Origin of the sequence: Pelagibacterium sp., assembly GCF_965249125.1 — a bacterium.
Taxonomy (GTDB): domain Bacteria; phylum Pseudomonadota; class Alphaproteobacteria; order Rhizobiales; family Devosiaceae; genus Pelagibacterium.
This window is the reverse complement of the sequence record NZ_OZ252217.1, coordinates 3733434-3752308: the sequence shown is the minus strand read 5'-3', so window position 1 is coordinate 3752308 and position 18875 is coordinate 3733434. Positions and strand designations below refer to the sequence as shown.

18 protein-coding genes are annotated in these 18875 nt (G+C 61.5%); 5 read left to right on the top strand and 13 right to left on the bottom strand.

From position 1 onward, the window contains the following. Positions 1 to 56 precede the first annotated feature (56 nt). From ACP148_RS18255 to ACP148_RS18240, 4 genes are read right to left on the bottom strand one after another with little or no spacing between them, the layout of a single operon-like run. Positions 57 to 1328, bottom strand: a complete 1272-nt coding sequence (locus ACP148_RS18255; protein ID WP_421952359.1) for an ABC transporter substrate-binding protein — start codon at positions 1326 to 1328, stop codon at positions 57 to 59. Positions 1329 to 1356: 28 nt separating this feature from the next. After that, on the bottom strand, positions 1357 to 2526 hold the full coding sequence (locus tag ACP148_RS18250) for an ABC transporter ATP-binding protein (RefSeq protein ID WP_421952360.1): 1170 nt from the start codon (positions 2524 to 2526) through the stop codon (positions 1357 to 1359). 4 nt (positions 2527 to 2530) lie between these two features. Further along, entirely contained in the window at positions 2531 to 3460 is a 930-nt protein-coding gene (locus ACP148_RS18245; protein WP_421952361.1) for a carbohydrate ABC transporter permease, read from the bottom strand. A 1-nt stretch (position 3461) separates the two neighbouring features. Next, the gene (locus ACP148_RS18240; RefSeq protein WP_425033608.1) at positions 3462 to 4352 is read right to left on the bottom strand and encodes a carbohydrate ABC transporter permease; all 891 of its coding nucleotides are present in this window, start codon (positions 4350 to 4352) and stop codon (positions 3462 to 3464) included. 280 nt (positions 4353 to 4632) lie between these two features. Here ACP148_RS18240 and ACP148_RS18235 point away from each other — a divergent pair, with 280 nt between their 5' ends. After that, a complete protein-coding gene (locus tag ACP148_RS18235) occupies positions 4633 to 5535 on the top strand; it encodes an AraC family transcriptional regulator (protein WP_421952635.1) in 903 nt (300 codons plus the stop codon). Between the two features lie 35 nt (positions 5536 to 5570). Here the strand turns inward: ACP148_RS18235 and ACP148_RS18230 are convergent, their stop codons facing one another. Next, on the bottom strand, positions 5571 to 6860 hold the full coding sequence (locus ACP148_RS18230; RefSeq protein WP_421952636.1) for a Gfo/Idh/MocA family protein: 1290 nt from the start codon (positions 6858 to 6860) through the stop codon (positions 5571 to 5573). A 120-nt stretch (positions 6861 to 6980) separates the two neighbouring features. Continuing rightward, positions 6981 to 7826 carry an NAD-dependent epimerase/dehydratase family protein gene (locus tag ACP148_RS18225; protein ID WP_421952637.1) on the bottom strand — a complete coding sequence of 282 codons (846 nt, stop codon included), beginning with the start codon at positions 7824 to 7826 and terminating at the stop codon, positions 6981 to 6983. Positions 7827 to 7898: 72 nt separating this feature from the next. On the opposite strand from ACP148_RS18225, the gene ACP148_RS18220 reads away from it, so the two are divergent. The 3 genes from ACP148_RS18220 (at position 7899) to ACP148_RS18210 (ending at position 10921) form a co-directional block, all read left to right on the top strand. Then, positions 7899 to 8606 (top strand): FadR/GntR family transcriptional regulator, encoded by a 708-nt coding sequence (locus tag ACP148_RS18220; RefSeq protein ID WP_421952638.1) that lies wholly within the window; start codon positions 7899 to 7901, stop codon positions 8604 to 8606. Beyond that, on the top strand, positions 8603 to 9682 hold the full coding sequence (locus ACP148_RS18215) for a mandelate racemase/muconate lactonizing enzyme family protein (protein WP_421952639.1): 1080 nt from the start codon (positions 8603 to 8605) through the stop codon (positions 9680 to 9682). Before ACP148_RS18220 ends, ACP148_RS18215 begins: the two co-directional genes overlap by 4 nt. 81 nt (positions 9683 to 9763) lie before the next feature. Further along, positions 9764 to 10921 (top strand): mandelate racemase family protein, encoded by a 1158-nt coding sequence (locus tag ACP148_RS18210; protein ID WP_421952640.1) that lies wholly within the window; start codon positions 9764 to 9766, stop codon positions 10919 to 10921. Positions 10922 to 11041: 120 nt separating this feature from the next. Here ACP148_RS18210 and ACP148_RS18205 read toward each other — a convergent pair whose 3' ends face one another. The 7 genes from ACP148_RS18205 to ACP148_RS18175 all read right to left on the bottom strand — a co-directional run bounded on the left by ACP148_RS18205 (position 11042) and on the right by ACP148_RS18175 (position 17853). Beyond that, positions 11042 to 12052, bottom strand: a complete 1011-nt coding sequence (locus tag ACP148_RS18205; protein WP_421952641.1) for an Ldh family oxidoreductase — start codon at positions 12050 to 12052, stop codon at positions 11042 to 11044. Then, positions 12052 to 13086 carry a trans-3-hydroxy-L-proline dehydratase gene (locus tag ACP148_RS18200; protein WP_421952642.1) on the bottom strand — a complete coding sequence of 345 codons (1035 nt, stop codon included), beginning with the start codon at positions 13084 to 13086 and terminating at the stop codon, positions 12052 to 12054. Before ACP148_RS18200 ends, ACP148_RS18205 begins: the two co-directional genes overlap by 1 nt. Before the next feature lie 3 nt (positions 13087 to 13089). After that, a complete protein-coding gene (locus tag ACP148_RS18195) occupies positions 13090 to 14781 on the bottom strand; it encodes an aconitase X (protein ID WP_421952643.1) in 1692 nt (563 codons plus the stop codon). A gap of 40 nt (positions 14782 to 14821) precedes the next feature. After that, positions 14822 to 15544, bottom strand: a complete 723-nt coding sequence (locus ACP148_RS18190; RefSeq protein WP_421952644.1) for an amino acid ABC transporter ATP-binding protein — start codon at positions 15542 to 15544, stop codon at positions 14822 to 14824. Next, the gene (locus ACP148_RS18185) at positions 15537 to 16193 is read right to left on the bottom strand and encodes an amino acid ABC transporter permease (RefSeq protein WP_264227435.1); all 657 of its coding nucleotides are present in this window, start codon (positions 16191 to 16193) and stop codon (positions 15537 to 15539) included. The genes ACP148_RS18190 and ACP148_RS18185 overlap by 8 nt, the downstream gene beginning before the upstream one ends. Before the next feature lie 15 nt (positions 16194 to 16208). Further along, on the bottom strand, positions 16209 to 16934 hold the full coding sequence (locus ACP148_RS18180) for an amino acid ABC transporter permease (RefSeq protein ID WP_421952645.1): 726 nt from the start codon (positions 16932 to 16934) through the stop codon (positions 16209 to 16211). A gap of 97 nt (positions 16935 to 17031) precedes the next feature. Next, positions 17032 to 17853 (bottom strand): transporter substrate-binding domain-containing protein, encoded by an 822-nt coding sequence (locus ACP148_RS18175; RefSeq protein WP_421952646.1) that lies wholly within the window; start codon positions 17851 to 17853, stop codon positions 17032 to 17034. A gap of 240 nt (positions 17854 to 18093) precedes the next feature. On the opposite strand from ACP148_RS18175, the gene ACP148_RS18170 reads away from it, so the two are divergent. After that, positions 18094 to 18771, top strand: a complete 678-nt coding sequence (locus ACP148_RS18170) for a GntR family transcriptional regulator (protein WP_421952647.1) — start codon at positions 18094 to 18096, stop codon at positions 18769 to 18771. The last annotated feature ends 104 nt before the right edge of the window (positions 18772 to 18875 follow it).

Here is an 18875-nt window from a genome sequence, read left to right as displayed (position 1 = left end):
CAAAAAACCGAAAAAAGAACCGGCGCGGGGGAAATTCCCCCGCGCCTTGCTCAGGATCAACGCGTGGCGCGGGCCAGTGCGTCATTGGTGCCGTCGATGATGGCCTGCGCGGCCTCCTCGGCGGACAGCAGCCCATAGGCGAACTCTTCGAGCACGCCCTCATAGGCGGTGCGCACGCCCGGATCCTCGAAATAGGGCGAGGGCTCGGGAGCATCGGCTGCCAGCACCAGTCGGTTGGCTTCCAGATCGGCGCTGGCCAGCAGACCTTCGGCCTCGAGAATTTCCACGGCGGCTTGCGAAGCGGGAATGGCCCGTTGGGTGCCCATGGGGATGACGCCATCTTCCTCGACCATCAGGCAGTTGAGGATTTCGGCGGCAGCCTCGGGATTGTCCGAATTGGCCGAGATCGCAAAGGTCATCGAGGGCTTGCGGAAGATCCCGTCATTGACGGCCCCTTCGATGCGCGGGGCCGGGAACGGCGCCAGGGGCGATTCACCCTCGAACGGACCCGAGATCTGCGAATAGGTCGAGTTCCATTCGTAGGACGAGGCGACTTCGCCCGCCGCCCAGTCGCCGCGTTCCTGCAAATTGGGATTGCCCATGCCGGCAATGGCTTCCCAGGACTTGACGACGCCATTGTCCACAAGGCCCTGGTAGAATTCGATCGCCTCGGCGAGCGTTGCCACATCCCAGGCGATCTCGTTGCTGACGGGATCGATAAAGCCCACGCCGGTCTTCTGGCTGGCATAGAGCGCGGTGATCAGCATGGCGTTATAGGTCGCCGCGTCGAACGGGTAATAATTATCACCCAGTTCCGATTTGAACGTCGCTGCGGCCTCGGTCATCCCGTCCCAGCTGTCGGGCACATCGATGCCGGCGGCCTGAAACGTTTCGGTATTGGCAAACAGCACCCGCCCGGTGATCGAAACCGGCAGGCCGTTGAGGTGCCCGTTGCGTGTGCCGGTGGCCAGAAGGCTGTCGCTCCACTGGCTCAGATCGATGATGTCGGCATAGTCGTTGAGGTCGGCAAGGCCCGTCCCGTCGGGCGAGAACAGCGGCAGCCAGGGCCAGTTGACCTGCATCAGATCGGGCTCGGTCCCGCCCGCCAGCTGCGTGGTCAGGCGTTCGAGATGCCCGTCGAATCCGGTAAATTCAGGACTGATATTATGGCCGTATTTCTCCCCGCAGATCTGCAGGGCTTCCTGGGTGGCAGCGTGGCGGGCGTCGCCGCCCCACCACGAGACACGCAGATCGGCGGCCTGCGCGGCGCTCAGGGCGGTCGTGGCCATAAGGCCGCTGGCGAGAACCAGAGTGACTGTGCTTTTCATCAAAATTCCTCCCTTCGATGTGTTGCAGTCAGAGATCGGCGCCCACCTCCGGACGCCGTTCGGATTGACGATCCTCAACACTGGCCAGTGAGACGTTCTGGCCGGTGTTCGGATCGAACAAATGGAGCTGGGATTCCGACGGGCTGAGCGAAATCGCCCCGTCGGAAACCATTGAAGGATTGTATTGGTCGCCGGGCACCACCACGGTGAATTTGTGGCCCTCGATCTCGACATAGAGATTGACCTCATGGCCCATGAACTCGACATGGCTGACCGTGCCCGAAAATGCGTTCGGCGTACCGCCCGGCACCACCGCCAGATGCTGGGGACGCACCCCGAGGGTGAAATTTTCACCCGCATCGGCGCTCAGCCGGCTGGCCAGCTGGTTGCCGAAACCGATCGTCTGGCTGCCCAGCGAAATGGCCGGCGCCCCGTTGCGCGCCAGCCTGACCGGCACCAGGTTCATTTCCGGCGACCCGATGAACCCGGCGACGAATTCGTTTGCCGGCCGGTTGTAGAGCGTGACGGGATCGGCGACCTGCATGATCCGCCCGTCCTTCATCACGCAGATCCGATCGCCCATCGTCATCGCTTCGGTCTGGTCGTGCGTCACATAGACCACCGTCGCCGAATTCGATGTCGCCTTGAGCTGCTTGTGCAGATCGGTGATCCGCACGCGCATGGAGGCGCGCAGCTTGGCGTCGAGGTTGGAGAGCGGCTCGTCGAACAGGAACACTTCGGGCTGCTTGATGAGCGCCCGGCCCACCGCCACGCGCTGCGCCTGCCCGCCCGAAAGCTGCTTGGGCAGTCGATCGAGCAATTCCCCGATTTCGAGCATGCTCGAAACCCGCTCGACCCCACCGGCGATTTCGTCCTTGGGCCGCCGTTTGATCTTCAATCCGAACGAGAGGTTGTTCTTGACCTTCATATGCGGGTAGAGCGCGTAGTTCTGGAACACCATGGCGATGCCGCGATCGCCCGGAACCAAATTGTTGATGACCTTGCCCCCGATGCGGATTTCACCGCCGGTAATGGTTTCAAGCCCCGCGATCATCCGTAGCGTGGTGGATTTGGCGCAGCCCGAGGGGCCCACCAGCACCATGAACTCACCGTCCTTGACCTCCAGGTCGATCCCGTGGACGGCCTTGAACGCGTTGCCATAGACCTTTTCGACGCTGGAAAGTTTCAGGTTTGCCATAGGTTTATCCTTTCACACCGCCGGTCGAGATGCCCTCGATGAAGAATTTCTGCGCGACAAAGAACACGAGCAGCGAGGGCAGTAGCGTCATCACACTCATGGCGAGGATCTGGTTCCACTGAAACGCTTCGGTGATGTCGAGCGAGAGCCGCAGGGCGAGGGAAACCGGGTATTTTTCCACCGAAGAGACGTAGATCAACGGCCCGAGAAAATCGTTCATCGACCACATGAACTGGAACAGGCACACCGAAACGATGGCCGGCGCCAGCATGGGGATGACGATGAACACCAGCGTCTGCATCGTGTTGGCGCCATCCACCCGCGCCGCTTCCTCCATATCGCGCGGAATGGCACGCAGGAACTGGATCAGCATGAAGACAAAGAACGCATCCCCCGCCAGCGCCGAAGGCACCCACAGCGGCAGATAGCTGTCGAGCCAGCCCAGATCGCGAAACAGCAGATATTGCGGAATGCGCGTCACCACATTGGGCAGCAACAGCGTGGCGATCACCGTCGCGAACAGGATTTTCTTGAACGGAAATTCGAACCGGGCGAACCCGTAGGCCACCAGCGTCGCCGAAATCGCCGTGCCGATCACCTTGGGAATGATGATCCACATCGTATTGAGAAAGAAGTGCCCGAAATTGTACTGGGTCGAGGTGTTCCAGGCGTTGACGAACCCGTCGGTCGTCGGATTTTGCGGAATGAACCCCGGCGAGGAGAAAATCTCGGCATTGGTCTTGAACGCCGCCCCGATCAGCCAGAGCAGCGGGTAGATCATGATGAACCCGACACCCGCCAGAATGAGATAGCGGATGATCGCCGATATCTTCTGGTTGCGCCGCGTCCTTGCGTTATGGGCTTCCGCCTCGGCCAGGGCGCGTGCCGCTTCGGACGGCGTATTGAGGCTGGAGGCTGAAATCTGCGCGCTCATCTCAGTTTCTCCTGTCGCCGGCGTAATAGACCCAGTGGCGCGACGACCAGAAGGCGATGACGGTCAGCACCATGATGATCGCGAACAGGATCCAGGCGATGGCCGAGGCATAGCCCATGTCGAACTGCCGGAACGCCTTGTCGTAGATATAGAGCGGCAGCAGATAGGTTGAGCGCAGCGGCGCCCCGGTGCCGTCGGTGATGATGAAGGGCCCGTTGAACTCCTGGAACGCTTCGACCATCTGCAGGATCAGGTTGAAAAAGATCACCGGCGTCAAAAGCGGCAGCGTGATGTAGAAAAAGATCTGCCGCTTGTTGGCCCCGTCGATCGCCGCCGCCTCATAGACATGGGTGGGGATCGATTGCAGCGCGGCGAGGAAAATCACCATGGCCGACCCGAACTGCCAGACCCGCAACAGGGTGATCGTATAAAGCGCGTAATCGGGATCGCCGAAAAAGCTGATCGGATCGAACCCCAGCGAGGTGATCACCATATTGACCAGCCCCACATCGGCGAACATGTAGCGCCAGAGCACAGCGATGGCCACCGACCCGCCAAGGATCGAGGGCACGTAATAGGCGGTGCGGAAAAAGCCGATGAATTTGAGCTTGTAGTTCAGCACATAGGCGATAAACAGCGCGAAGGTCAGCTTGATCGGCACTGTGACGAACACATAGGTCAGCGTCACCTGCAGCGCCTTGTGGAACGTGCGGTCGGTAAAGATCAGCCGCGTGTAGTTCTCCAGCCCGACCCAGATCGGATCCGACAGCAGCGGATAATCCGTAAAGGACAGATAAAACGACGCGGCGAACGGGATCGCCGTGAACACCAGAAGCCCGATGACGTAAGGGGCCACATAGACCAGCCCCATCCATTTGTTCTCGCCGCCCATTACATCTCTCCCCGGTTGGCTGTCGGCTCCAACCAAAGACAAGTGCGGCCCCGGTGACAAGCGTGGTCACGGGCGTGGCAGCGTCTCGACCATGGTGTTACGAAAATGTACATCATAGCGCATGGGCCGGATGCGCTTCCTTCGGCCTTTCGCCGAAAGGGCAGCACCCTTTCCCTATCTCCTCCCCTATAACTTGCCCGATATCGGCACAAAGTTATCATATGTCTTGCATTAAACAGGCGTGTGCGGCAAAACGGAATTCACGGTTTCGGAGAAAAAGATGGATAAAACCGAAGGTCTGGTTCTCTCGGGCATTCCCGCCGACGCCCTGTCTCTCAAGCTGTCGCGCTCGACCATCAAGATGCGCCACACGGCGACCTGGCGCGTTGAAAAGTCCAACGAGGTACATGACCTTGTCGTGTGCATTTCGGGCACTGCCCATTACGAACTGGATGGCGAACCCGCTTCGCTTTCGCCGGGCGAGGCCATGCTCATCCCGGCCGGCGCGCGCTTCGTCGGTCGCACCGGCGCCGGGCCCGTCTATACCGGTTTTGCCCAGCACTTCACGCTCGATCTGTTCGGCCATGTCGATCTGATCAGCCAGATGGACCTGCAACGCACCGCCCGCTTTTCGCGCTGGCGCGTCATCGAACCGCTGGTGCGCCATTACCGCGAGATCGCGCCGGCCTCCTCGACCACGCTGGCCCAGTATCACATCTTCATGGTGATCCTGATCGAGTTCATCGAGGAAGCCTTCATCCGCTGGCGCGAACAGGCGCTGGTCAACAGCGCCGGGCCGGACGCGCTCTCCCTGCACATCATGCTCACGGCATCCCGCATAGCGGGCAATCCCTTCAAGCCCGGCATTTTGGAAGATGCGCTGGCGTCGCTGCCTTACAACCCCGATTATTTCCGCCGCGCCTTCAAGGACCGCATCGGCTACACCCCGGCCAAATTCTGCGAATTCAAGCGGCTCGAGCAGGCCATGAACATCCTGTCCGCCGGCCATTCGGTCAAGGAAACCGCCGCCATCACCGGATACCCGGACGTCTATTACTTCTCGCGCCAGTTCAAGCGCTTCATCGGCACCTCGCCCTCGGCCTACCGGCTTTTGAACCGGGCGCGCGAATCCGGCCAGTTCATCGATGGCGCCGCCCAGATCGACGGGAAGCCCATAGCCTGATCCGTCCATGGAGGTCGTCGTCAGGCGGTTTGGTCCTAAAGACCGATGCCGTTCTCTTTCAGCATCGCCGCCACATTGACCGTCTCACGCGAAGCGATAGAGCGATTGGCGGCGATCCCGGTCAGGATCGACCACGCCCCATCCACATGCGATGACGAGCGCCCGTAAAGATCGGCGTCCATCCCGCCTTCATCGAACAGATATCCCAGCATGATCGGGTCCGCCCCGCCATGCCCGCCCGTTCCGGTCCACACATCGATCTGCTGCGGCGCTTCCCCCGCCACATGCAGCATTGTGGACATGGCGTCATCGACCGGCTTTTCGCGCTTGCCGCCGAACACACCATGCACTTCCACATGCTTGTGAACCAACTCGCCCTTGGTGCCGTGAAAGCGGATCTCCAGCCCCTCCCAGGGACTGTATGCGCACAGCGTATAATTGAGCATCGCGCCGTTTTCATAGCCCGCCTGCACCGCCATCGTGTCCTCGATTGTGATGTCCCCGGCGAAAACGCAGCGGTCGCGCTCATAGCCGTCGAAATCCTCGGCATCGAGATAAAGCGATTTGAGCTTTTCGTCCTTTTCCAGATCCATGCGCAGATCGCATCTTTCCGCCACCGGGCAGGTATGGCACCGGTCCGAGCGCCCTTCGAGCCCCATCGCATCGGCCATGTCGGGCGTATAGAACGCCCGCCGCCCCAGCGCTGAAACCGTCTGTGGCACCGATCCGAGCCACCAGTTGACCAGATCGAAATGATGGGTGGATTTGTGCACCAAGAGCCCGCCCGAGCGCTCCTTGTAGCGGTGCCAGCGCCGGAAGTAATCGGCCCCGTGCACCCGGTCCAGATGCCAGGAAAAATCCACAGCAACGACCTCCCCGATAGCCCCCGATTGCAGGATATCCTTGATCTGGGTCCGGGCCGGGCTATAGCGGTAATTGAACGTCACCGACACCTTGCGTCCGGTTTCCCGCTGCGCGTCGAGGATCGCCTTGAGCCGTTTGAGATCGGTGGTCATCGGCTTTTCGGTCATCACGTCGCATCCGCGCTTCATGGCAGCGACGATATATTCGTGATGCAGATCGTCGGGGACCGTCACGATCACCGCATCGGGCTTCTGCTCGTCGATCATCTGGCTGAAATGCTCGGCGCGATAGGTCGCCACCCCGTTCCCGCCCCGCTCGGGCACGCTCTGCGCCGACAGCGCCAGCCGATGCCCGTTGACATCGCACAACCCGACAAGCTCGGCCTTGCCCTCGAAAGTGGAGGTGATGGCGTCGCGAAACATCGCGTGCCGCGCGCCGGTGCCGACGATAGCGTATTTCAATGATCGATCCCCGATATAATGAGTGCGAACGGCCCGGCCGGGCCCGCCACCCCACTATCGGATGCAAGACGCTTTGCGTCAATAAGATATCATATAAATTTAAAGCATCAACCTGACAAGTCAGCCATGATGCCGGTTCCGCGTCCACACAAAGCGCGGCTCATACCCGAACGCCCGCCGTGCCTTGTCCGAGCTGAACCCCGACGCCACCCCCGCCGGCAAACCGGAAATATCGGTGCCCGGCGCATAGCGCTTAAACAGCTCCCGCGTTTCAATCTCGTGCAGATTCTCAGCCCCCGAGAGATTATAGACCCCCGATTCCACGCTTTCCGTCTCCAGCGCCTGGCGGCACCCGATCGCGATGTCGCGCGCATCGGCCCGCGTCCACAAAAGGAACCTGTCGCGCTGCGGCTCGGCCAGCGCCCGTTCGATTTCCCCTTGCAAATCCTGCGGCGCCCGCACCCCCATGATCCTGAAGGTGAGCACGTTGAGCCCCTTTTTCGCAAAATAGGCCGCCGCCGATTCCCCGGCGATCTTGGAAAGCGCATAGGAATTGCCCGGCCGCAGCGGGTGCTCCTCGCTCACCGGCGCGAACACCGGATCGGCATCGGCAAACCCATAAACCTGCGCGCTCGACGCCAGGATCACCCGCCCCACCCCCAGCGCCGCGCTGGCATCGAGGCAGTTGAAATGCCCAGCGACATTGTCCGCATAAGTCCGCGCATCGGGCACGATCCCCGGATCGGACCACGCGGCCATATGCACAACCGCCTGCGGCCGCGCGAAAGCCAGCGTGCCGAAAACATCCTCTGCCCGCGAGACATTGCCCTGCATATAGCGCACCCCCGCGATCCTTTCGGGCGCCGCCGCCAGATCGAGACTGGTCACCTCGTGGCCGGCTGCCGCCAGTTCGGCCACCACGAACCGCCCCACCCGGCCCGACCCGCCCGTCACGACGATCCGCATTTCAATCCTCCTCTTGGCAGTGCGCGAAAATTAGTCATACTGGTGCTAGTAGTATTAATATCAAGACGCAAGATGAAAACCGACGCCCCGCCCAGCCTCGCCGCCCGGACCGCCGACCGCCTGCGCTCCTGGATCGCCGCCAGCGGCCTGGTTTCCGGCACCCGCCTGCCGCCCGAGCACGAGTTGATGGCCCGCCTCGATGTCAGCCGCACCGTGCTGCGCGAGGCCGTCGCCGGCTTGCGCGCCCAGGGCGAATTGACCAGCCGCCGCGGCTCGGGGGTCTTTGTCGCCCGCATGGCCGACGATGGCGGCATCCGGGTTCGTGAAGAGGGCGAGGCGGTCAATCCCCACGCCATCCTCAACCTGCTCGAAGTGCGCCTGGCCCTCGAAGTCGAGGCTGCCGGCCTTGCCGCCCGCCGCCGCTCGGCATCCGATCTCGCCCGCATCGAGGCCGAGTTTTCCGGCATGGAGGCGGCCCGCACCCGCGACGAGCTTGTGGCCCGCGATTTCAGCTTCCACCTCGCCATTGCCGCCGCCACGGGCAATCCCCAGTTCATCTACGTCATCCGCCAGGTCGGCGACCGGGCCTTCCCGCGCGAGCGTGGCTGGGCCACCCCGCCCGCCAATGGCGAACGCTACGCCGAAATGCGCCTGCGCGAGCATCAATCCATCCTGCGCGGCATTTCAGAGCGCGACGCCGTCTTCGCCCGCGACGCCATGCGCCATCATATCCTGGCCAGCGCCCAGCGCTTCCGGGCCGCCATCGAGGCCAATTCATGATCGTCACCAGCCTTCGAACCACCCCGCTGGTCCTGCCGCTCGACCGCCCCATCGGCAACGCCACGGCCACCATCTCGAAATTTTCCTGCATCGCCATTCATCTCGAAACCGACGATGGCCTGGTGGGCGAAAACCTCATCTTCACCATCCGCCCCGAACAGCACAAAATGCTCGAGGCCATGGTCCATGTCCTCGCCGACGCGGTGATCGGCAAATCCCCCGATATGGTCACCGCCTTCTGGCGGGAGGCCTGGCAGCGCATCAATTTTATCGGCTTTTCCGGCGTGTCGATCATGGGCATTTCGGCCATCGACGGCGCCCTGTGGGATCTGCGCGGCAAGGCCGTCAATCGCTCGATCACCCAACTTCTCGGCCAGGCCCGCACAAGCGTTCCCGCCTATGCCAGCGGCGGATTATGGCTCAGCCAGGACATCGACGAAATCGCCCGCCAGGCCGCCGATTTCGTCGCGTCCGGCTTTGGCGCCGTCAAATTGCGCCTTGCCGGCAACGCTGCGATCGATGTCCCGCGCGCCGCCGCCGTGCGCGAGGCGATCGGCCCGCAAACCGGGCTGATGATCGACGCCAATCAGGCCCTCGACGCCAAATCGGCCATCGCTTTGGCCCGCCAGCTCGAACCCTTCGCCATCGCCTGGTTCGAAGAGCCCGTCCCCGCCCACGACCTTGCCCATTCCGCCCAATTGGCCCGCGCCCTCGATATCCCCATCGCCTCGGGCGAAAACGAATACACCATCCACGGCTTCCGCCGCATGCTCGAAGCCGGCGCCGCCGATATCATAATGCCCGACCTGCAACGGGTGGGCGGGGTCAGCGAGTTCATGCGCGTCGGCGCGCTGGCCGCGGCCTTCGACACCCCAATCTCCTCCCACCTTTTCCCCCAGCAAAGCCTTTCGCTCATGGCCGCCATCCCCAACGCGACCCTGCTCGAACATCTCGATTGGTTCACCCCGCTCTATAACGAGCCCATGGAGCTCGAAAACGGCCACGCGCTGATGCCCGACCGCCCCGGCTGGGGCTTTTCCTTCGACCCCGACGCCCTTGCCCATTACGCCGCATAAGTAATAGGACAAGTTTTCTAACTTGTCAGTCATCATATGTAGTGATAGGACAAATTCGGTATCCGATATGAGGGGAAAGAAATGAAGATCGTCGACGTCAAGGTCCGGGTGTTTGTCACGACCACGCGGCGGCATCAGGACGCGGCCGGTCACGCCCATCCCGGCGATCCCCACAAGGTCAGGCAGGGCCTTCTGACAATCGTCACCGACGATGGCAGCGAGGGGCACTGCTTTGGCGTGCCCGAGATCATGCGCCCTCATGTCATCGAGAAATTCGTAAAAACCGTGCTCATCGGCCAGGACCCGTTCGACCGCGAACGCCTCTGGCAGGAGCTGGCCCACTGGCAGCGCGGCAGCGCCGCCCAATTGACCGACCGCACCCTCGCCGTCGTCGATACCGCGCTCTGGGATCTGGCCGGACGCGCCCTGGGCGTGCCGGTCTATAAACTCATTGGCGCCTATCGCGACAAGGTGCCCGCCTATGGCTCGACAATGTGCGGCGACGAGCTTGAAAATGGCCTCGCCACCCCCGACGATTACGGCCGCTTTGCCGAAAAGCTCGTCAAGCGCGGCTATAAGGGCATCAAGCTCCACACCTGGATGCCGCCCGTCTCATGGGCGCCGGACGTCAAGATGGACCTGCGCGCTTGCGCCGCCGTGCGCGAGGCCGTTGGCCCCGATATTTCCCTGATGATCGACGCCTTCCATTGGTATTCGCGCACCGAGGCGTACGAACTGGGCAAGGGCCTGCAGCAACTCGGTTTCGACTGGATCGAAGAACCCCTCGACGAGCAATCGATGTCGTCCTACGCCTGGCTGGCGCAAAATCTCGATATCCCCGTCCTCGGCCCCGAAAGCGCGGCGGGCAAGCACTATGCCCGCGCCGAATGGATCAAATCGGGTGCCTGCGATATCCTGCGCACCGGCGTCCACGACGTGGGCGGCATTTCCCCCTCGCTCAAATCCATAGCGCTCGCCGACAGTTTCGGCATGAACTGCGAAATCCACGGCAATGGCGCCCCCAATCTCGTGCTCGCCGCCATCGCCCGCAACGTCCGCTGGTACGAACGTGGCCTGCTCCACCCCTTCCTCGATTACGACGAGGGCTTCGACTACCTCAACGCCCTCGCCGACCCCATGGACGAAAACGGCCTCGTCCACCTCTCGGACAAACCCGGCATGGGCGAGGACATAAATTTCGATTTCATCGACGACAACCTAGAGCCGTTCAGGATTTGATTGAATCAAATCCTTGTCTCTAAACCTTTGTTTTGTCGCGTGTCCGAACCGATAAAGTGGTATCCACTTTATCTGGACACGCTCTAGTGCAGGACTGAACGCCGGGATCACCCGCGCCACCTAATCCGCGGCCAGCGCTTCGAGCCAGTTCAGGTCATCGACCCCGAGCGCAATTCCTTCGGCATCCGATCGCTTGCGCGCTGCAAACCTGTGCTGGCCCGGAAAGCGCTTGACGCCTGCAGAGGCCATCTCATCGATCAGGGTTTCGGCGCGCACGCCAAACGGCGCTCCGCCGGCCCGGGCGGCATCGATCAGGATGATCAGTTGCCCGGTAAGGGGCGTTGCCGCGCCGGGATGGCCCGACCAGTCGAACTCGAACGAATAATTTCCGCCCGTGAGAGCGGCTGACAAGAGCTCGATCATCATCGAGATCGATGATCCCTTGTGCCCTCCGAACGGCAGTAGCGCGCCGCCGTTGAGGACTGCACTGGGGTCGGTTGTCGGATTGCCATTGCTGTCAACGCCCGCGCCGGGCGGCAGCTGGTTGCCCTCCCGGGCAGCGATCTGAACGTCTCCATTGGCCATAGACGATGTCGCCATGTCGAAAACGACGGGTTCGCCCGAACGGGTCGGCGCGGCAAACGCGATGGGGTTGGTGCCAAACACCGCGCTCTGGCCGCCATGCGGTACCGTGCAGGCAAAGGAATTGACCGTGGAAAGGGCAATGAACCCCTGCTCCGCGAACGGCTCGAGGTCGGGCCAAAGGGCGCTCAGATGGTGCGAATTGCGAATGGCCAAAAGGGCGATGCCATTGGCGCGGGTCTTTTCGACAAGCACATCGCGCCCCAGCGCGAGCGCGGGCTGCGCAAAACCATTTTGCGCGTCGACACGCAAAAAGCCCGCCGCCGCCTCTTCGAGAACCGGTTCGGCCCTGCCGTCCACCCAGCCTGTAGCAAGGCTGTCGGTATAGCCTTTCATGCGAAAGACCCCATGGCTTTTCGCGCCGTCCCGTTCGCAGCGCGCGCAGTTGTCCGCCAGGATCGCGGCGACCTGCCGGCTTGTCCCGAACCGCACGAAAATCGCTTCGAGGAGCGCCACGAGGTCGGGAAAGGCGATATGGGACACGGCCATCAGATACTCCGCGCCGGCCAGGTATCACCGACCCGATAGCCCCCGGGCCAGGGGTCGGACGGATCGAGCATCAATTGCTTGGTTTCGGTCACCCAGCCGCGCCCCGAAATCGAGGGGATGATGGCGGCGGTGCCGGCCAGATCGGTTGTGCTCTCTATCCGGCAGTTGAACCGGCTGCCAATAATCGAGATGCCGGCGAACTCTTCCCCCACGCCGAGCTGCCCTTTCGCGTGAAGCACCGCCATGCGCGCCGAACATCCCGTGCCGGTCGGCGAGCGATCGAGCTTGCCCGGTTCGATGGCCACGGTGTTCCGGCCCGTCTTGACGCCATCCGCCATCTCGATGGGGGCGGTGAACTGGCAAAAGGAAATGTGAGACCAGTCGGGGTTGGTGGGGTGGGAAAAACCCAGCTGTTCGGTCGCTGCGCGTGTGATCTTCATCCCCGCCTCGGCAAGATCCTTCGCTTCGTCCGGCTTGAGGGAAAAACCGACAGAGCTCGCATCGACAAGCACGAAACTGTCGCCGCCATAGGCGGTATCCACCGTCAGCGTTCCAATGCCCTCGACCTCGATCGTGGCGTCGAGCCGTTGCGCAAAGCTTGGGTGATTGGTGACACGGATCGACACCGCCTTGCCGTCCCTGCAGGTGGCGACGACATCGACGAGCCCGCCAGGGGCTTCGAGCGTGAAGCGGGTTTCGGGCTCTTGCATTTCGATGATGCCGGTATCGAGCAGCACCGTCGAGACGCAGATCGAGTTCGAGCCCGACATGGGCGGGGTGTGGATCGGCTCCATGATGATCCATCCCATGGCGGCCTTTGGGTCCTTGGGCGGCACGAGCAGGTTGACGTGGCGAAACACCCCGCCCCTTGGCTCGTTGAGAACGAAATTGCGAAGCGTTTCATCCTGGGCGATCCAGCGGGATTGCTCCCAGATGGTATTGCCGGGCGGCGGCGCGACCCCGCCGACGATCACGTCGCCGATTTCGCCCTCCGCGTGGCAACCGACAATCTGGATGAGTTTGGATGTGCGCATGTTTCAGGTCTCCAGCCATTCTGGGAGGCGCTGTGGGGCGGTTCCGGTCAAGGCGGCGGCAACGCAATCGGCAAGACTGCCAAGCCGCACATTCCGGCCGGAAAGGCCCGGTCCGTAATGAGCATATTTGCCGGAATCGGTGAGAACCGTTTTGGCCGTGGGCGGGAAAACCGGCTCGGAGATCGAGCACCAGCAGATATCGGAGACCGTGGTGACGCCACTGGCGTTGAGGCGCGCAAGGGTTCCGTCTGCCGATATCCTGGCCTTTGTTTCCGGGCCCACTGTTAGTATGAGCGTGACGGCGTCGTCTATGGGGCGCCCGTCAAGGGCACCGGCAAGCGCGCGGCATTCGGCCAGCGAAGCATGAGGGCTGCCGATGGCAACGAGATCGATCTGCGCGGGGCCGGCATTGAGCTTTTTCCAGGTGGACGCCATGAGTGCGCGATCGATAACGACAGCAGGTGTATCGGGATCGACCGCGTCGGCAGCCTCGGGCGTTACCCCCTCGATATGCAGCATCGGGGCAGCCGAAGTGGTCCCGAAGGCAGCGCACAGGGCCTTGAGCTCGTCTCGACCGGGATGGGCCGACGCCAGGCCGCCCAGCAGCGGAATGCGATCGGGCGCGAGAAGACCGGCGATATAGCCGATCAGCGGCCAGAAAGCGCCGTCGGGATTTTGAGGCAGCGCGACGTCAATCACCAGTTTCGCCTTGCGGTGAGCGTCCAGATAGACCCCCGACAGCGGCGCCCGGCCGGTCAGGGCGATGCACAGGTCGAGGAAATCGGGGTGCTTTGCCGTTCGCGCCCCCAGCACCGAATTGGCAAAGATCACCGCGTTGGATTCCGACCACCCGATCGCTTCACCGGCACCGGGCGCGGTATCGAGAAGGTAGGGCGCGCAGGTGAAAGTCGGCCGGCACCCCATCTTCACGTAGGCATCTGCCAGCTGGGCGGCCGGAGAGCCGAAACCGTCAGGAACGCCCTGGATTTGCCAATGTTCGTGGTCGACGGAAATCGCATTCATCGTCGTGGGGACAACGACCTTGCCGCCCATGTCCGCCATGGTCTGGGCAAATGTGAGATTGGCGGGGCTGGCGTAAATGCACCCGTCGATATGGGCCTGGGTGACGTCGATGAGTTCTTCAGCCCCTTGCTGGGCAGCCATGGCGCAAAGGATACGCATGGCCTGCGCCGTTGCGGGGCCATCGCGCCCCTTAAGCATGGCCATATCGTTTTCGCTCAAAGCGAGCGCGGCATGTTCGGCTGCCCGCAACTCGATCGGCTGATCGTCAGCCATCAGCGTTTCCGCCGTTATCGCAATCCTTGTTGCCCCCGCCATTCGGGCGAAGGCCTCCGGGCTGGCCCGCAGGACGGGAAGCGTATGACCGAAAATTTCGGCGACCAGTGCGCCAAGGGTGAGCACATCCTCGGGGTCGGCAAAGATCAGGGCCGCGGGCGCGCGATCATTGAGCGCGAGATCGAGCAGGACACCGGATCCCGTGCACGACCCGCGCGATGAGGGCATAAGCAGGATCCTGCCGGTCACGGTCTGCCCATGCAGGGGATGGTGAACGTCGATGATCCTGCCGGTCGCAGGATCCACCCCACCCCAAAAGCTCAGCGCCTCGGGGCTGGCAAGAACGGGCCCGCTGGCCGTCCCTTTAAGTATGGTGCGGGCCCATAAGCGTTCGGTCATCTTGAAACCGCACTGCAGAGGCGGCGAGAATGTCCCATTTCTAGAGGACGGACTTGAGAAACTCTGCGGTCTCCGCCCGTTCGGGGTTTTCGAACAGCTGGCTAGGCGAACCGATCTCATGGATCAGGCCGTCCTTGAAAAACGCGACGCGGTTGGAAACCTCCCGGGCAAAGGCCATTTCATGGGTCACAACGATCATGGTCATCCCCTCATTGGCCAGAAGCCGCATGGTATCGAGCACTTCTCCCACAAGCTGCGGATCAAGCGCCGAGGTGACTTCGTCGAACAGCATGTATTTGGGTTCCATGGCGAGCGCGCGGGCGATTGCCATGCGTTGCTGCTGACCGCCCGAAAGCTTGCCCGGATAGACCTTGAGCTTGTCGCCCAGACCAACGTGGTTTAGCTGCTTGATGGCGATTTCGTCCGCCTCGGCCTTTGATTTTCCCAGGACCTTCCGCAGCGCCAGCGTTGTGTTTTCCAGAACGGTGAGATGGGGAAACGCATTCCATTGCTGGAAGACGATGCCGATATTCCTGCGCAGCTTGTTGAGGTCTGTGCCCTTGGCGTGGACTTCGACGCCGTCGACCGTGATCTTTCCCGAATCGATCGGCTCGAGCCCGTTGATGCACATGAGCATCGTTGATTTGCCCGACCCCGATCCGCCGATCACAGAGACCACTTCGCCTCTATCAACGGTCATCGAGACACCCTTGAGGACCTCGAAGCTGTCGAAGGATTTTTTGACGTTATCGATTTCAATCATTTTCGCGCCATTTCTTTTCGAGGTGAGCGCCGAGGCGAGAGACCGGGAAACTCACAATGAAGTAGATCAGACCCGCGATCGCCAGGATGAGCAGCGCCTCGTGGGGTTTGCGGGTGATGATGATCTGGCTCGAGCGCAGCAGTTCGATGACGCCGATGGCGTAAACGAGCGCCGTGTCTTTCATGACGCCCAGCGTCAGACCGATCCAGGAGGGAAGCATGACCCGGGTCCCGAGCGGCAACACGATATAGCGCATGTCCTGGGTCCAGCTCATGCCCAGCGATCGTGCCGCACGCCGCGTGGTGGTCGGCACCGACTGGATGCCGCCTCGGACGATCTCGGTACAAAAGGCCGATGTGTAGGCAGCCAGGACGACGCAGCCCACCACGAACGGGTTCATGCCCCAGCCGGCGATGGACTGGAAGGAATTGAACAGGATGAACTGGATGAGCAGCGGCACCGAACGCAGGACGTCGAGCACGGCCCCCATCGAATAGTTCACATACCAGGGCGATTGCACACGGATCACGCCGAACACGATTCCCATAAGCGTGCCGCCGAGCATGGCCCAGAAAGTGATGGCGAGGGTGAGACCCGCACCGGTCATCATGAAGGTCAGATCGCCGATGGTGATGGAAGTTCCAAGCATTGTCTGGCCCTCCCCCTAGTACCGGAACAGCCGCCAGGCAATCAGCCTGGCACCGCCGGTTACGATCTTGGCGATGATATAGTAGATGGCCGCGGCCAGCGCGAAGAACTCGAAGGTTCTGAAAGTGCGCGCGTTGAGCTCCTGGGTCACCCCGGTCAGATCGATGTTCAGTCCCACGAAGATGCCGATGGAGGTCATCAGGATCGCCCAGACCATCTGGTTTGTCATGGGGTGGAACACGGCGCGGAACATCTGCGGCAGGACGATCAGCCGGAAAGCGTCGAAGGCGCCGAATCCCAGCGAACGGGCGGCCCGTGTCTGGGTGGCGGGCACGGCGCGCAGACCACCGCGAAACGTCTCTGCGAGATAGCCCGCGTTGTTGAACGCGATGCCGACAAGGACGGCCCAATAGGAGTCGAAATAGAAGATGTTGATGCCAAGGGCCCGGAAGTCGATCCCGAACAGGCCCGCAACGCCTTGCAGCACGGCAGGCACCCCGAAATAGATCATATAGACCTGAAACAGTGCCGGCGTGTTGCGGGCGATCTCGATCCAGGTGCTGGCGAACGCGCGCAATGGCGCACTTCGCGCGCTTTTGGCCAAAGCCAAAGGCACGCCGATCAATATGCCGATAATCATGGAGAGCACTGCGATCTGCAAAGTGATCAGAGCGCCGTCGATCATTTCAGGCAGGGCGCGGAACGCCTGCCCCCAGTGGAAGGTATAGTTGATGTCAAACATCGCGTGACGATTCCCCGGTTTCGATCAGGCCCACCTGGGGCGCGCCGCAAAAGCAAGACCGCAGGCGCTCCAGGGAGCGCCTGCGAACCGGGATGGCTTAGTAGTACACGCCGGGAACGGTGAGATCGGGCGCCATTGCGCCGCCGCCGACCCATTTTTCGAACAATTCTTCGTAGCGGCCGGTGCGGATCTGCTGGTTGACGAAGAGGTTGAGGTAGTTGAGCAGGCCGTATTCCTGGCGCAGGCCGATCAGGCTGACATAGTCGACGAGATAGGGGGCATCACCCTTGATTACGAAGCCGTCGAAATTGCCTTCATTTACTGTGGCTGCAGCGACAGTTCCCGTCACCACGGTCGCGTCGATCTGACCCTGGTTGAGGGCAAGAAACACATCGGCCTGGCTCTGGAAGGTGCGGAAGGAACCGCCGGCATCCCACTCGTTGAAGTCTTCTTCGAGCGCGATGGCTTCAAACACACCGGCGACCGAACCAAGATTCTTGCCGGCCAGGTCTTCATAGCTTTCGATGCCGGTATCTTCGCGCGTCAGGACAACGTTGATGAAGGCAAAATAGGGAATCGAAAAGCCAATGGTCTTGGCGCGCTCGAGCGTGTCGGAAGTCGAGGCGACACCGACGTCAGCGCGTCCGGAAACAAGCGCCGGAATGCGGTCGGGGAAGGGAGTTTCGACGATCTCCGCTGTAACGCCGAGAGCGGCGGCAAGATCGTTGCAGGTATCGACGTCAAAGCCGACCGGCTCGTTGTTTTCGTCGCGCGAGCCCATGGGCGGGAAGTCGAGTGTCACGGCACAGCGCAAGGTGCCCGAGGCTATGATGTCGTCGAGTTTGTCGGCAAGCGCCGGCGTCGTTGCGGCAAGGCCGAGTGCTACGGACGCTGCCGCGATCAAGGCAGGAAATTTCATGTTGATCCCTCTCTTTGGTGCAGTTTTGTTGCTCGTGGGCCCGTATCCACTCCATTGCGCGGAGCATCTGACTGACACGTGCCATTCCCTTTGCCGGCCCACTGCAGGCCGGTTTCATATTACGTTTGCATAATTGTATCCAATCTACAATATACTAATCCTGGGTGCTTTATCTGATCGTGTTCGCGCCGCATTGATGTGGTGCGAAGGTGAAATGCCGGAAAATCGAAGGGCCAGAAATTGCCTGCTGCACTGAAATTGAAAGCATTCGATCTTGGAAGGCAGGCGTCGTCGGCCGACCTGATCTATGACGCCTTGCGTGATGCAATCATTCGGGGAGAGATCGAAGAGGGCGAACCGCTGCGTCAGGATATGGTCGCGCAGATGTTTAACGTTTCGCGTATTCCTGTTCGCGAAGCCATGCAAAAGCTCGAAGCGCAAGGTCTTGTCGTGTCCGAGCGTTACAAGGGCGTGGTCGTTGCCTCATTGAGCCATGACCAGATTACCGAGATTTTCCAGTTCCGCGCGCTAGTCGAGCCAACGGTAATTGAACTGGCGGTCCCGGTGATGAGCGAGGCATCTCTGGAAGCGGCGCAGCACTATTGCGATGCGTTCGCGGCGGAAACGGACCCAGTGCGTTGGGGCGATCTCAATCGCGATTTTCACACAGCGCTGTACAAGGATTCCGACAAGAAATTCTTTCTTGCCATGATCGACAAGACCAACGATCTCGTCGAGCGCTACGTGCGGTTGGTGCTCTATCTTACCCAAGGCATGCGGTCAGCGATCGAAGAGCATCAAGCGATCCTCGATGCGTGCAAGGCGCGCAAACCCGAACTGGCCGCCGAGTTGACGCGTCGGCATATCGATCAAGCCGGCAAGGCGCTTGTGACCTACCTGCGCGACCATCACCGCTAGAGCGTGTCCAGATAAAGTGGATACCACTTTATCGGTTCGGACACGCGACAAAACAAAGGTTTAGAGACAAGGATTTGATTCAATCAAATCCTGAACGGCTCTAG

Excerpts from the sequence above, each read along its gene's own strand:
- ACP148_RS18255 (WP_421952359.1), bottom strand. The coding sequence starts at position 1,328 with ATGAAAAGCACAGTCACTCTGGTTCTCGCCAGCGGCCTTATGGCCACG.
- ACP148_RS18250 (WP_421952360.1), bottom strand. The coding sequence starts at position 2,526 with ATGGCAAACCTGAAACTTTCCAGCGTCGAAAAGGTCTATGGCAACGCG.
- ACP148_RS18245 (WP_421952361.1), bottom strand. The coding sequence starts at position 3,460 with ATGAGCGCGCAGATTTCAGCCTCCAGCCTCAATACGCCGTCCGAAGCG.
- ACP148_RS18240 (WP_425033608.1), bottom strand. The coding sequence starts at position 4,352 with ATGGGCGGCGAGAACAAATGGATGGGGCTGGTCTATGTGGCCCCTTAC.
- ACP148_RS18235 (WP_421952635.1), top strand. The coding sequence starts at position 4,633 with ATGGATAAAACCGAAGGTCTGGTTCTCTCGGGCATTCCCGCCGACGCC.
- ACP148_RS18225 (WP_421952637.1), bottom strand. The coding sequence starts at position 7,826 with ATGCGGATCGTCGTGACGGGCGGGTCGGGCCGGGTGGGGCGGTTCGTG.
- ACP148_RS18220 (WP_421952638.1), top strand. The coding sequence starts at position 7,899 with ATGAAAACCGACGCCCCGCCCAGCCTCGCCGCCCGGACCGCCGACCGC.
- ACP148_RS18215 (WP_421952639.1), top strand. The coding sequence starts at position 8,603 with ATGATCGTCACCAGCCTTCGAACCACCCCGCTGGTCCTGCCGCTCGAC.
- ACP148_RS18210 (WP_421952640.1), top strand. The coding sequence starts at position 9,764 with ATGAAGATCGTCGACGTCAAGGTCCGGGTGTTTGTCACGACCACGCGG.
- ACP148_RS18205 (WP_421952641.1), bottom strand. The coding sequence starts at position 12,052 with ATGGCCGTGTCCCATATCGCCTTTCCCGACCTCGTGGCGCTCCTCGAA.
- ACP148_RS18200 (WP_421952642.1), bottom strand. The coding sequence starts at position 13,086 with ATGCGCACATCCAAACTCATCCAGATTGTCGGTTGCCACGCGGAGGGC.
- ACP148_RS18195 (WP_421952643.1), bottom strand. The coding sequence starts at position 14,781 with ATGACCGAACGCTTATGGGCCCGCACCATACTTAAAGGGACGGCCAGC.
- ACP148_RS18190 (WP_421952644.1), bottom strand. The coding sequence starts at position 15,544 with ATGATTGAAATCGATAACGTCAAAAAATCCTTCGACAGCTTCGAGGTC.
- ACP148_RS18185 (WP_264227435.1), bottom strand. The coding sequence starts at position 16,193 with ATGCTTGGAACTTCCATCACCATCGGCGATCTGACCTTCATGATGACC.
- ACP148_RS18180 (WP_421952645.1), bottom strand. The coding sequence starts at position 16,934 with ATGTTTGACATCAACTATACCTTCCACTGGGGGCAGGCGTTCCGCGCC.
- ACP148_RS18175 (WP_421952646.1), bottom strand. The coding sequence starts at position 17,853 with ATGAAATTTCCTGCCTTGATCGCGGCAGCGTCCGTAGCACTCGGCCTT.